11 protein-coding genes are annotated in these 13,143 nt (G+C 68.8%); 8 read left to right on the top strand and 3 right to left on the bottom strand.

Going from position 1 to position 13,143, the window contains the following annotated elements; genetic code table 11:
- The coding region (fbaA, locus tag GS4_RS09865) for a class II fructose-bisphosphate aldolase (RefSeq protein ID WP_007620067.1) at positions 1-867 on the top strand (867 nt) is incomplete at its 5' end.
- A gap of 478 nt (positions 868-1,345) precedes the next feature.
- Here fbaA and GS4_RS24780 read toward each other — a convergent pair.
- Entirely contained in the window at positions 1,346-2,974 is a 1,629-nt protein-coding gene (locus tag GS4_RS24780) for an Rv0361 family membrane protein (RefSeq protein WP_157226573.1), read from the bottom strand.
- 460 nt (positions 2,975-3,434) lie between these two features.
- Between GS4_RS24780 and GS4_RS09845 the strand changes: the two genes are divergently transcribed.
- The 3 genes from GS4_RS09845 to GS4_RS09835 are packed head-to-tail and all read left to right on the top strand — an operon-like array spanning position 3,435 to position 6,006.
- Entirely contained in the window at positions 3,435-3,893 is a 459-nt protein-coding gene (locus GS4_RS09845) for a DUF3151 domain-containing protein (RefSeq protein WP_040510118.1), read from the top strand.
- A 22-nt stretch (positions 3,894-3,915) separates the two neighbouring features.
- Positions 3,916-5,022 carry an FUSC family protein gene (locus GS4_RS09840; RefSeq protein ID WP_007620062.1) on the top strand — a complete coding sequence of 369 codons (1,107 nt, stop codon included), beginning with the start codon at positions 3,916-3,918 and terminating at the stop codon, positions 5,020-5,022.
- Positions 5,023-5,079: 57 nt separating this feature from the next.
- The gene (locus GS4_RS09835; protein ID WP_007620061.1) at positions 5,080-6,006 is read left to right on the top strand and encodes a cation diffusion facilitator family transporter; all 927 of its coding nucleotides are present in this window, start codon (positions 5,080-5,082) and stop codon (positions 6,004-6,006) included.
- A gap of 27 nt (positions 6,007-6,033) precedes the next feature.
- Here the strand turns inward: GS4_RS09835 and GS4_RS09830 are convergent, their stop codons facing one another.
- Positions 6,034-6,705, bottom strand: a complete 672-nt coding sequence (locus GS4_RS09830) for a hypothetical protein (protein WP_051989690.1) — start codon at positions 6,703-6,705, stop codon at positions 6,034-6,036.
- 61 nt (positions 6,706-6,766) lie between these two features.
- On the opposite strand from GS4_RS09830, the gene GS4_RS09825 reads away from it, so the two are divergent.
- Together GS4_RS09825 and GS4_RS09820 are read left to right on the top strand one after the other, a co-directional pair.
- A complete protein-coding gene (locus tag GS4_RS09825; RefSeq protein ID WP_007620052.1) occupies positions 6,767-8,053 on the top strand; it encodes an adenylosuccinate synthase in 1,287 nt (428 codons plus the stop codon).
- Between the two features lie 26 nt (positions 8,054-8,079).
- The gene (locus tag GS4_RS09820; protein ID WP_007620049.1) at positions 8,080-9,627 is read left to right on the top strand and encodes an adenylate/guanylate cyclase domain-containing protein; all 1,548 of its coding nucleotides are present in this window, start codon (positions 8,080-8,082) and stop codon (positions 9,625-9,627) included.
- 30 nt (positions 9,628-9,657) lie between these two features.
- Here GS4_RS09820 and GS4_RS09815 read toward each other — a convergent pair whose 3' ends face one another.
- Positions 9,658-11,253, bottom strand: a complete 1,596-nt coding sequence (locus tag GS4_RS09815; protein WP_007620048.1) for a Na+/H+ antiporter — start codon at positions 11,251-11,253, stop codon at positions 9,658-9,660.
- Between the two features lie 57 nt (positions 11,254-11,310).
- Here GS4_RS09815 and GS4_RS09810 point away from each other — a divergent pair, with 57 nt between their 5' ends.
- Both GS4_RS09810 and purT read left to right on the top strand, forming a co-directional pair.
- Positions 11,311-11,646: a UBP-type zinc finger domain-containing protein gene (locus tag GS4_RS09810; RefSeq protein WP_007620046.1), complete on the top strand. Its 336-nt coding sequence runs from the start codon at positions 11,311-11,313 to the stop codon at positions 11,644-11,646.
- A gap of 70 nt (positions 11,647-11,716) precedes the next feature.
- A partial coding sequence (purT, locus tag GS4_RS09805; protein ID WP_007620044.1) for a formate-dependent phosphoribosylglycinamide formyltransferase occupies positions 11,717-13,143 on the top strand: 1,427 nt, incomplete at its 3' end.

Below are 13,143 nucleotides of genomic sequence, written 5' to 3'. Positions count from 1 at the left end.
GAGTTCGGCTCCGGGCAGGGCGTCAAGGACATGGTCACCGGCGCGGTCGCACTGGCCGAGTTCGCACACGTGGTGGCCGCCAAGTACGACGTGACCATCGGACTGCACACCGACCACTGCCCCAAGGACAAGCTGGACACCTACGTGCGTCCGCTGCTGGCCATCTCGCAGGAGCGTGTCGACGCCGGCCGCAACCCGCTGTTCCAGTCGCACATGTGGGACGGCAGCGCTGTGCCGCTGGACGAGAACCTGGAGATCGCCAAGGATCTTCTCGCCAAGTCCGGCGCCGCCAAGATCATCCTCGAGATCGAGATCGGCGTGGTCGGTGGTGAAGAGGACGGTGTCGAGAACGAGATCAACGACAAGCTGTTCACAACTCCCGAAGACTTCGAGAAGACCATCGAGGCGCTCGGCGCGAGCGACTCCGGCAACCGCTACCTGCTCGCCGCCACCTTCGGCAACGTCCACGGCGTCTACAAGCCGGGCAACGTGAAGCTGCGTCCCGACGTGCTGAACACCGGCCAGGAGGTCGCCGTGAAGAAGCTCGGTCTGGCCGACGGCACCAAGCCGTTCGACTTCGTCTTCCACGGCGGCTCGGGCTCGCTCAAGAGCGAGATCGAGGAGGCGCTGAGCTATGGCGTGGTGAAGATGAACGTCGACACCGACACCCAGTACGCCTACAGCCGCCCGGTGGCGGGGCACATGTTCGCCAACTACGACGGCGTGCTGAAGGTCGACGGCGACGTGGGCAACAAGAAGGTCTACGACCCGCGCAGCTGGTCGAAGAAGGCCGAGACGAACATGTCGGCGCGCGTCGTCGAGGCATGTGAGGACCTGAAGTCGTCGGGTAAGTCGATCAGCGCCTGATCGAGTCCCGCGAGAACGTCGGCGCCCGGTGGTCATCGACCATCGGGCGCCGTTCTGTGTCCGGGGCTGTTTCGGGGTCGTTCGGCTCAGAGCATCAGCAGCCCGACGACGACGCCGATCGCGAGTGCGAGCATCGTCAGCGCCGCGACGACGACTGTCGGGTCGACACGTCGACGAGAGCGCACCGGTCGCGGGGGCGTGACCCGTCGGACCGGGGTCGGCCGGAAGATGCCGCCCGCCGGACGCGCTCCGGGATGCGGTCGCGAGGGCTGTGGTGCCGGATGCCCCGGCCCGGGATGCTGGTGTGCCGGATGCTGCCCTCCGGGACGCTGAGGTACAGGGCGCTGCGGGACCGGGTGCTGCGAGATTGGACGTTGCGGGACCGGGTGCTGGGGTTTCGGGCGCTGGAACTGCGCCCGCTGATCGAGGTGCGGACGTGCTGCGCCGGACGGATGGGACGGACGTTGCTGATGTCCGGTCACTCCGGCCTGCACACCTTCCAATCGCCGTCCCGGTTCTGCAGGTTCACCGTCACCTGCTGGACCTGACTCGGGTCGCCCGCGCGCGATGCGTCGACCTCGACGACGGCCTGGGAGCCGCCCTCGGTGATCTTGACCGCGCGGATCTGACGCACCTGGATGAGCTCGTTGCGCGCCTTCTGCTGCTCGTAGAGCCGTTGGAAGGCACCGTCTTCGAAGTTGGTGTAGTACTGCTGTTGCTGGTCGCAGGTGATCTGGCGAAGGGTTCCGAGATCGCCGTTGTAGAGCGCGTCGGTGAACTCGGTGGCCACCTGTGCCGCCTCGTCGGCGGGCGCGGGCGGCCGCAACTGGAAGAACGCGAAGATGCCACCGGCGACCGCGAGTACGACGACGACGGCCGCGGCAGCGATCCACCACGTTTTCTTGCTGCCGCCGGTCGGCTTCTCGCTGCTCGACGGGATCTTCTTCGGCTCCGACGCCGCCGCGGTCGACCATCCGTCGGACGGCGATGGACCCGACTTCTGCGGAGCCGACTTCGTTTGCTGCGGGGCCGATTTCGGTGCTGCCGGAGTCTGCGGTGCAGATCGCTGGACCGCGGGCTCCTTCGCGGTGTCAGCGGCCGGCGCGTCCGTGCCCGGCGTGGCGCGGAAGGCGGTCGTCGCCGACGCTCCACCCAGCGCGTCGATGTCGTCGAGGTCGTCGAGTTCGCTGGTGTCCGGGAGGTCGTCGCGACGGATGACCGTGGTGGCCGACTCGCTGGGGCCGGCCTTCTTCTTCGTCGGTGCGGGTTCGGCCTCGGCTTCGGGTTCCGCGTCCGGCTCGGCCTCATCCCCGCCGAGGGCGTCGATGCTGTCGAGGTCGTCGAGCTCGCTGAGGTCTGGCAGGTTGTCGCGGCTGATCACCGTCGTGGCGGAATCGATGCCGCGGCCACCACGCGGTTTGGGAGCCGGCTTCTGCTCCGCGGGCGGTTCCTCTTCGGTGCCGGCCTCTTCGGTCTCGGCCGCGGCGGTTTCGGCCTCTTCGCTGCTGGCCTCGTCGGTGCTCGGCTGCTCGGGAGCGACTTCCTCGGCCACGTCGGTCTGCTGGTCGTCGGCGTCGTCGCCCTCCACTGCGTCCGTGTCCCCTGCAGCCGAGCTCGCTGGCTCCGAGCTCTGTGACTCCGCGCTCTCTGTGTCGGCAGTCCCGGCATCACTCTCGGCGGCGGGGGACACGTTGCTGTCCGCATCGTCGGCGTCGTCGCCTGCAACTGCATCGTCTTCGGCAACTGCGTCGGTGGCATCGTCGGCGACTGCGGCGGCGGCGCTCTCGGTGACCGGGTTCTCGTCGCGAGCCGAATCCCCGGCTGCCGGCGACTCGTCGGATGCCTGGTCGTCCGATGCCTGGTCGTCCGACTCGTCCGACTCGTCCGACGGCCGGACCGCCGGGTTCTCGTCCGCGATGTCCGCGCCCTCACCGGCGGTCTCGGATGAATCCGCTGCCGTCGATTCGTCGGCGTCGTTCGAGTCCGCGGCGGCGTCGGTGGCCGGAGATCCGGCCGTCTCGTCGGTCGTCTCCCCGGCGACGGACTCCGCGGTCTCGTCGACGTTCGGCTCCGATCCGGCTGCGCCCGGCGTCGTGTCTTCGCTCACGGTGTGATCCTTCGATGGCTCGTCCGACGGGGATTCGACGACCGCGGTGTCGTCCGATGTGGCGGGTGGCGTCTCGGTCTCCGGAGGAGAGGCGCCCGATTCGTCCGATCTCGGTGTGTCGCCTCCAGCTGCTGCCGCCTCGTGGGTAATGTCACCTCGGCCGGCAGTCGGTTGGTCCTCATACCGGGACGTCGGGTTCTCGGAGCGTTTCCGCCAGGCGGCGACAGCCTTGTCGACGACTGATCGCTTCTCGTCTCCCGATGACGACATGGCTGTACACACCCCGATTCGTAGTCCCGTGGCCGGTGTCGCGCGCACCACATTCGTCGCGCCCCGACCGATCGCGCCATTCACCCTAGCGAATGCCCCGTCCCTGCAGCACCAGGTGCTCGACAAGCAGCGTCGGTCCGTGCGGCCCCGACGCGCACCCGGCCGCGGCCGGCGGTGATTCAATGGAGTCGTGACTTCTTTCGGAGATCTACTCGGACCTCAGCCGGTGCTGCTGACCGGAGACGACGACGCCGAATCGGACCTGCTCAACGGTGTCGAACCGGCAGCGGTCGCGGCTGCCCACCCGACGGCCTCGATCGCATGGGCGTATCTCGCCGAGGCAGCCCTCGAGCAGGGCCTCGCACCGCGCGAGGACGGCGTCGCCGACCCCGACGTCGCCAAGGTGATCGAGGGCTACGCGTTCGCGCGGACCGGCTACCACCGCGGACTCGACCAGCTGCGACGCCACGGCTGGAAGGGCTTCGGCCCGGTGCCGTGGAGCCATGAGCCCAACCGGGGCTTCCTGCGTGCCGTGGGCGCGCTGGCCCGGGCGGCGGCCGCGATCGGTGAGACCGACGAGAACCTGCGCTGTCTGGACCTGCTGAACGACAGCGATCCCCGGGCCGTCGAAGAACTCGGCCTGGCCTGACGCCGGTCGAGCGGAGAGCGACGTGATCGAGCGGCTCCGCGGCAGGTTCGTCGCCGCCCTGCCACCCGCGCTGCGTCATCGACTACGCCGACTCTGGCTCTCGCTGGTCCCGATCGCGCAGTGTGCGCTCGCCGCAGGGCTGGCGTGGTGGATCGCGGTGAACGTCTTCGGGCATCCGCAGCCCTTCTTCGCGCCGATCGCCGCGGTCGTCTCGCTGGGGCTCTCGCTCGGCAAGCGGTGGCGTCGCTCGGTGGAACTGGTCGCCGGTGTCACGATCGGCATCCTCGTCGGCGACGTCCTGATCTCCCAGATCGGCTCCGGCAGCTGGCAGATCGCGGCGGTCGTCGCATTGGCGATGTCGGTCGCGGTGTTCCTCGACGACGGACCGCTCATCCCGATGCAGGCCGCGTCGTCCGCCGCGCTGGTGGCGACGCTGCTCCCGCCGGGCGGTATCGCCGGTGTCCATCGCGCGATCGACGCCCTGATCGGCGGGGTGGTCGGCATCCTGGTCGTCGTCGTCATCCCGGTGAACCCGGCCCACCGTGCGCGCCGCGACGCGGCCGGCATCCTCGCGACCATGCGTGATGCGGCGCGTGAACTCGCCGACGGCCTGACCGAGATGGACATCGACAAGGTGTCCGGTGCGCTGGAGAACGCCCGCAACACCCAGGGCGAGATCAACACGATGCGGGCGGACATGAGCGGCGGCCGCGAGGTGAGCACGATGTCGCCGCTGTACTGGACCTCCCGCCACCGCCTGCAGCGCATCTCGGCGACCGCCGACCCCATCGACAACGCGGTCCGCAACTTCCGCGTGATCGCCCGACGCACACGCGGCATGACCCAGCGTGGCGAACATCTGCGCCCGGAGATCATCGAGATCATCTCCGACATCAGCCGGGGTTTCGAGACCCTGCGGACGATGATGCTGGCCAAACCGGGCGAGGAGCCCGACCAGGCCGACGCCGCCCGCGTGCTGCGGACCATCGCCCGCAAGGCGACTGCGGAGCTGGTCGGTGACAGCCCCCTCGCCGAGACCGCGGTGTTGGCCGAGGTCCGGTCGCTCCTCGTGGACATGTTGATGACCTGCGGGCTGAGCCGCTCGTCGGCGGTCGCGACCCTGCGCTGAACCCGGCCGCGCGAGGGTGTTGCCACATATGCGAATCGACGCATATATTGGCGCGTGATGGGACATTCACACGGGCACTCGCACGGGCCGACGGCCGCTACGGCGGTCGAGTCGGCGTCGAACCGACGTCTGTGGCCGATGGCGCTCGCCGTCGTCGTCATCGGCGGCTACTTCGTCGTCGAGCTGGTCACCGGCATCCTGGTGAACTCGCTGGCGCTGATCGCCGACGCCGGGCACATGCTGACCGACGTCGTCGCGCTGGTGATGGGGTTGATCGCGCTGCTGCTGGCCCGACACGGGTCGACCACCGACGACCGCAGCTTCGGATGGCATCGCGCCGAGGTCTTCACGGCGGTCGCCAACGCGGTCCTGCTGATCGGCGTCGCCGTCTTCGTCCTCTACGAGGCCTTCGAGCGGATCGGCAAGGACCCCGAGGTCCCAGGTGTGACCCTGATCGTGGTCGCATCCATCGGTCTGCTGGTGAACCTGGTCGTGATGCTCCTGTTGCGCGCCGACTCCAAGGAGTCCATCGCCGTCCGCGGGGCCTACCTCGAGGTCCTCGCCGACGCCGTCGGCAGCGTCGGCGTGCTGATCGCCGGTGTCGTCGCACTGACCACCGGGTGGGGATACGCCGACATCGTGGTCGCGGTCCTGATCGCGTTGTGGGTGGTCCCGCGGGCCGTTCGCCTCGCCCGTGACGCGCTGCGCATCCTCAACCAGCAGGCCCCCGAGCACATCGATGTCGAGGGGTTGCGCCACGAACTGGCGGATCTCCCGGAGGTCGATGATGTGCACGATCTGCACGTCTGGACGCTGACCACCGGGATGGACGTGGCCACCGTGCATCTGGGCAGCCACTGCGCGAACCGCGAGGTGCTCACCGCTGCGCAGGCGGTGCTGTCGCGATACGGCCTCGAGCACGCGACCATCCAGGTGGACCCGGACGACATCCAGCAGAAGTGCCACGACGACCTGCGGTGGTGAGCCGACGCCCGGGTCTCGGCGGCCGGATCAGGATCGGTGCGGACGTACCAACAGCAGGTCGACGTGATGGCGGTAGAACGTCGACCGCTTGACGATCCGATCGGTCAGCACGCCCTCCCGTTCGACGACGAGGTTGGTACCGCCGCTCTGTGCCGCCCGCCCGGTGCGCCACCGCCGTCTCGGTCGCAGGCCACCCACCAGGACGTCGAGCGGCCCGTCCGCCGTGAGGCGCGCACGCAGGCCGGGGAGTTCACCGGTCGGTTCGATCTCCACCCCGGCCGCCTCGCCGAGGAACAGCCGTTGATCATCGACGATCGTCTCGCCGTGCAGCGGTGCTCCGCCGGCGCCGACGTGCCGGGCACGCCCGACCAGCACCGTGGCGGCATCGTCGCGGATGAGTGGTGTCGGTGTGGCCGTGCCCGTCTCCGCGAGTCGGACGGCGTTGTCGCCGTGGGGGAGTCGGAGCGCTCTCGTCGCCTGCGTCGGCTCGGCGCTCACATACGCTACCTCGACGTCGAGACGGTCGAGCACCATCAGCGCCGCGACTGCGAGGGCGAAGTACGCGTCGGGCTGATCGTCGGGAAGCGGACGCACCACCAGCCTGTGGACGGCGTCGTCGGCGATCGCGGACTCGACCGACGACCGTACCGACTGCTTGTCGGCGCCGGGGCCGGATGGACTGATGGACCGAATCGACACGCGGATAGCGTATCCAGCGACCCGAACCAGTAGGGTTGTGCCGACTAGGAGGACACCTGACATGGCTGCGATCGTGCTGATCGGCGCTCAATGGGGCGACGAGGGCAAGGGTAAAGCCACCGATCTGCTGGGCGGCAAGCTGCAGTGGGTGGTGCGCTACCAGGGTGGTAACAACGCAGGCCACACAGTGGTACTGCCCGACGGCGAGACCTTCGCCCTGCATCTCATCCCCTCGGGCATCCTGACGCCGGGGGTCAACAACGTCATCGGCAACGGTGTCGTCGTCGACCCGGGTGTGCTGCTCACCGAGCTCGGCGGACTCGAGGACCGCGACGTCGACACGACCGGCCTCCTCATCTCCGCCGACGCGCATCTGCTGATGCCGTACCACGTGGCCATCGACAAGGTGACCGAGCGATTCCTCGGCAACAAGAAGATCGGCACCACCGGTCGCGGCATCGGTCCCTGCTACCAGGACAAGATCGCGCGCGTCGGAGTCCGCGTCGCCGATGTCCTGGACGAGAAGATCCTGGCGCAGAAGGTCGATGCCGCGCTGGAGATCAAGAACCAGATCCTCACCAAGATCTACAACCGTCGGGCCCTCGACGCCGCCGAGGTGGTCGACGAGGTGCTGACCCAGGCGGAGGGCTTCAAGCACCGCATCGCCGACACCCGGCTGCTGCTCAACCAGGCGCTCGAGCGCGGCGACACCGTACTGCTCGAGGGCTCCCAGGGCACTCTCCTCGACGTCGACCACGGGACGTATCCCTATGTGACGTCGTCCAATCCGACTGCGGGCGGCGCGGCCGTCGGATCGGGCATCGGACCCAACCGGATCACCACCGTGCTCGGCATCCTCAAGGCGTACACCACCCGTGTCGGCTCGGGTCCGTTCCCCACCGAGCTCTTCGACGAGTGGGGGGCCTACCTGGCCAAGACCGGCGGCGAGGTCGGTGTGACCACCGGTCGCGCCCGACGGTGCGGCTGGTTCGACGCCGTGATCGCCCGATACGCGACACGGGTCAACGGCATCACCGACTACTTCCTCACCAAGCTCGACGTGTTGTCGAGTCTGGACACCGTGCCGATCTGTGTGGCCTACGAGGTCGACGGCGAGCGGGTCGACGAGATGCCCATGACGCAGACCGGATTCCACCACGCCAAGCCCATCTACGAGGAGATGCCGGGCTGGTGGGAGGACATCTCGGGATGCCGCACCTTCGACGATCTCCCCGCCAATGCCCAGTCGTACATCCTCCGCCTCGAGGAACTCTCCGGAGCGCACATCTCCTGCATCGGAGTCGGTCCCGGTCGTGAACAGACCATCGTGCGTCGAGAGATCGTGTAGCGCAACAACTCCCGAAAGGGGTCGCAATGGCGCGGGGGAGCCGTGACTACGGGTCGATCCTGCTCGGCTCCGCGTCCGAGGGCGGGGTCAAGAAGCGTTTCCGCATCCAGACGTTGCTGACCGTCTCGCTGTTGGTCGCGAACTTCATCGGTGCGGCACTGGCCATCTCGTTGTCGGCAGTGGGCATTCCGCAGCCGTCGATCTTCCAGTCGAGTCTGTGGTGGGTCAACTTCATCGCGGTGCCGGTCTACGTGGTGGTCGCCTTCGTCATCGGCACGGTACTCGGCACCGTCGTCGTGGTCCGCGACCTCCGCTGGGCGATCCGCGGCGACGTCCCGACCGCCAAGGAGGCGCGTCGCGCCGGCCGGGCGCCGTGGCAGCTCGTCGGTATCCAGGGCGCGCTGTGGGCGGGCGCGACCACGATGTTCACCATCATGTACGGCGTCGTCGACCCCGACCTGATCCCCAAGTCCTTCTTCGTCGTCGGACTGAGCGGGTTCGTGGTCGTCGCGGTCTCCTACCTGTTGATCGAGTTCGCACTGCGACCGGTCGCCGCCGACGTAATCACCGCCGGATACCTGCGGCGCAAGCGGAGTGGGGTCCGGGCGAGGTCGTTGGTGTCGTGGACGGTGGGGTCGGGCATCCCGGTCGTCGGCATCCTGCTGGTCACCTTCTTCGGCGCATTCCGCGACGACACGTCGAAGCTGGACCTGTTCGTCGGCGTCACGGTGCTCGCCGTGATCGCGTTGTCCACCGGACTGTTGCTGACGGTGCTCACCAGCGTCAGCATCACCGCACCGATCCGTAGCGTCCGCAACGCGATGAACCGGGTGCAGCGCGGTGACACCGAGGACGTCGATCTCGTCGTCTACGACGGCACCGAGCTCGGCGACCTCCAGAACGGGTTCAACTCGATGGTCCACGGTCTCCGCGAACGTGACCGGATGCGGGACCTCTTCGGCAGGCATGTCGGTCGTGACGTGGCCGAGGCCGCCCTGCGCAGCGACCCCGAACTCGGCGGCACCGAGGTGGTCGCCGCGGTGGTGTTCGTCGACGTGATCGGCTCGACGACGTTGGCTGCCAACCGTTCCCCGACCGAGGTCGTCGCCATCCTGAACCGATTCTTCGCGGTCATCGTGGCCGCTGTGGAACGGCGGCAGGGCCTGGTGAACAAGTTCGAGGGCGACGCGGTGCTCGCGGTGTTCGGTGCACCGATCGACCTCCGCGACCCGGCCGGTGCGGCACTCGCGGCGGCTCGCGAGATCGCGACCCAGTTGGCCGTGGAGGTCCCCGACCTCTCGGCGGGTATCGGGGTCGGTCACGGTGCGGTGGTCGCCGGGAACGTCGGCGCGATCGAACGATTCGAGTACACCGTGATCGGCGATCCGGTGAACGAGAGCGCCCGACTGTCCGAACTGGCGAAGCGTGATCCGTCCCAGCCGCTCGCATCGGGCCCGGCGGTCGACGCCGCGGGTGCATCCGAGCAGGAGCACTGGGAACGCCTGGAGGTCACCGCACTCCGCGGTCGGACCGAGGACACGCAGATCTACGGAGCGATCCCGACCGACAGCTGACGTCCACTCCGGTCGGCGGACGCCGGTCGGCTAGCCGCCGGTCCGGTCGGCTTGTCCCTCGGCGAAGTCCAGGCTGCGCAACGCCGTTCGCAAGACCTCGTCGTCGATCCGACCGGCGTCGCGTTCCTCGATGAACACGGTGCGCTGGATGCGCAACAGCTCCAGTCGCATCCGGCTCCCCGCCGCGGTCGGACTCTCGCCGATGTCCTCGGGTCCGCGGCCGAGTTCCTCCCACGCGACGTTGCGCTGGGTGGTGACCCACTTGCGCAGCATGCCCACCTGATGCAGTCGGGGATCCCCCTCGTGGATGTCGGCGGCGTACTCGTCGAGTGCCCGTTCGCATTCGCGTGATGCCCGGTCCTGTGCCGACGCCAATGCCAGGCGGTCGCGTGCGGTCTCGTCCGAGGTCACCGGCAACACCCGGATGAGCCACGGCAGGGTCGTCCCCTGGATCAGCAACGTGCCGACCACCACGACGAAGGTGAGGAACAGGATCTCCGGGCGCACCGGGAACGGTGCCCCCGATTCGGTGGTCAGGGGAATGGCGAAGGCGGCGGCGAGGGAGACCACCCCGCGCATGCCGGCCCAGCCGACCACGAAGACCCAACTCGGTTTGGGGAACGGCTCGCGCTCGCGGATGCGGCGGGAGAACAGGCGGGGCAGGTAGGTCGCCGGGTAGATCCAGAGGAACCGCACGACGATCACGGCGAGCAGTACGAGCGTCGCGTCGACGGCGACCTCGACCCACGATTCACCGGACAGGTCGCGGATGAGGTGGGGGAGTTGCAGCCCGATCAGCAGGAAGACGAACGATTCGAGCAACACGTCGATGGACTTGCGGACCGCATCGTCCTGCAGCCGGGTCTCATAGGAGAGCCGCACCATCCGCTGGCCCACGAACAGGCCGGCGACCACCACGGCGATCACGCCCGAGGCGTGGATCTCCTCGGCGACGAAGTAGGTGCCGAACGGCACCATCAGTCCGATGGCCGTCTCCATCGGCGGGTCGGTGAGCCAGAGGCGCACCCAGGTCACCACGACACCGATCACCAGGCCGATGACCACACCGCCGACCGACGCGATCAGGAATGTCACGATGCCGTCCCACGTCGAGGTGGTCGCGCCGACCGCGGCGGCCAGCGCGACCCGGAAGGCGGTCAGCGCGGTCGCGTCGTTGAGGAGGCTCTCGCCCCCGAGCAGCGTCATGATGCGACGGGGGAGTCCGATGCGGCGGCCGATGGCCTGCGCGGAGACCGCGTCGGGCGGTGCCACGACCGCGCCCAGGACGAGGGCCGCAGCCAGCGGGAGTCCCGGCACGGCCCAGTACGCGACCAGGCCGACCGCGACCGTGCTCGCCAGCGGCAGCGCGACGGCGAGGAGTCCGATGGCACGCCGATTCGCTCGGATCGCCTGGTAGGAGCTGTCCTGTGCGGCCGAGTAGAGCAGCGGGGGCAGGATGACGAACAGGACGAACTCGGGATCGAGGCCGACCTCGGGGGTACCCGGTATCCAGCCGATCACCAGACCGACCGCCACCAGGATCAGCGGCGCCGGGGCGTCGTAGCGCCGGCACAGGGCCCCGATGGCCACCGCGACCACCGCCACCAGCAACAACGTTGCGTCCACGCGATGAACCTAGTGTCGACACCTCGACGTGTCCAACGACCGGGCGATAATGGCCGTATGCGATTCTTCCGCCGTAACGAGGACCGACCATCGGCCGGGTCGCGCGCCTCGGCGTCGTCGCTGTGTGCCGACCTCGACGTGATCGGGATCGACGCTACCGCCGACCCGGAAGCCCGCTCCGGAGTGGGTCTGTGTGAGGAGTGCACCCAGCTCGGCGAGCACCATTGGGCGCACCTGCGCATCTGTCTGACCTGCGGACACGTCGGCTGTTGCGACTCCAGTCCGCGTCGGCACGCGACCGCGCACTTCCACGACACCGAACACCCGGTGATGCGGTCGGCCGAGCCGGGCGAGGACTGGCGCTGGTGCTATGTCCACGAGGTGACCGGCTGAGCCGCCGATCGTCGGGCCGCCCGCCGGGGAACGACCGAACCCACACTGCGCCGACCAGTAGGATCTGGGAATGACCTCCTCCAGCCAGAGCAACTCCGCGGCAGCAGGCGGCCGTCCGTCGGCGCCGATCGTGGGACCTCCCGCTGTGATCGGCACACCGCTCACCCCGACCTCGACCAAGGTGCTGGTCCTCGGTGCCGGTGAACTCGGCAAGGAGGTGATAATCGCCTTCCAGCGTCTCGGCGTCGAGGTGGTCGCGGTCGATCGCTATGCCGACGCTCCGGGCCAGCAGGTGGCCCATCACGCCGAGGTCATCGACATGACCGACCCCGAGGCCGTGCTCGACGTGGTCCGTCGACACCGACCGCAGTACGTGGTGCCCGAGATCGAGGCGATCGCCACCGAGGCTCTCGTGGCCGTGGAGGACGAGGGCCTCGCCGAGGTGATCCCGACCGCGGGTGCCGTGGTGGCGACGATGAACCGCGAAGGCATCCGCCGGCTCGCCGACGAAGAACTCGGGCTTCCGACCTCTCCGTACCTGTTCGCCGACTCGCTCGAGCAACTCACCGTCGCGGCCCGTGAGATCGGCTACCCGTGCGTGGTGAAGCCGGTCATGTCGTCGTCTGGTAAAGGCCAGACCGTCGTCAAGACGCCCGCCGACATCGATCGCGCGTGGGATGTCGCGACCACGTCGGGGCGGGTCCAGGGCGACCGGGTCATCGTCGAGGGCTTCATCGAGTTCGACTACGAGATCACCCTGCTGACCGTTCGTGCGGTCGATCCGGCCACCGGCAAGCTCGCCTCGCACTTCTGTGCACCGATCGGGCACTACCAGGTGAACGGCGACTACGTGGAGAGCTGGCAGCCGCACGAGATGGCGCAGGACGCTCTCGGTGCTGCGACGTCGATCGCCGCGAGGATCGCCACCGCGCTCGGCGACGGGCGGCTCGGTGGCCGCGGCATCTTCGGCGTCGAGATGTTCGTCAAGGGCGACGACGTCTACTTCTCCGAGGTCAGCCCGCGCCCCCACGACACCGGTCTGGTCACGATGGCCACGCAGCGACTCTCGGAGTTCGAGATGCATGCGCGCGCGATCCTCGGACTGCCGGTGGACGTGACCCTGGCATCCCCCGGTGCGTCCGCGGTGATCTACGGGCAACTCGACGAGCCCGCCATCGGATTCGCCGACGTCGCCAAGGCGCTCTCCGTCCCGGAGACCGACATCCGCCTGTTCGGCAAGCCGGAGAGCACCCATCGTCGTCGCATGGGTGTCGTGACCGCCACCGCCGACGACGTCACCGCCGCCCGTGCCCGCGCCGTCGAGGCCGCCTCGCTGGTCACCCCGGTTCCCGGTCGGGTCGCCGAAGCCGTTGCGCCGGAGCCGATCCCCGAGGCATCGGCCGGCGAGCCCAACGCCACCAGGATGTTCGCGCCGCCGACGGAACGGCCTGCGCCGGGCTCCGCCCCCGTGCCCGGCCCGGCAGCTCCGGGACCCCG

Origin of the sequence: Gordonia soli NBRC 108243, from assembly GCF_000334455.1 — a bacterium.
GTDB classification, from domain to species: domain Bacteria; phylum Actinomycetota; class Actinomycetes; order Mycobacteriales; family Mycobacteriaceae; genus Gordonia; species Gordonia soli.
The sequence above is the reverse complement of the archived record's forward strand: the minus strand, read 5'-3'. Positions and strand labels throughout refer to the sequence as shown.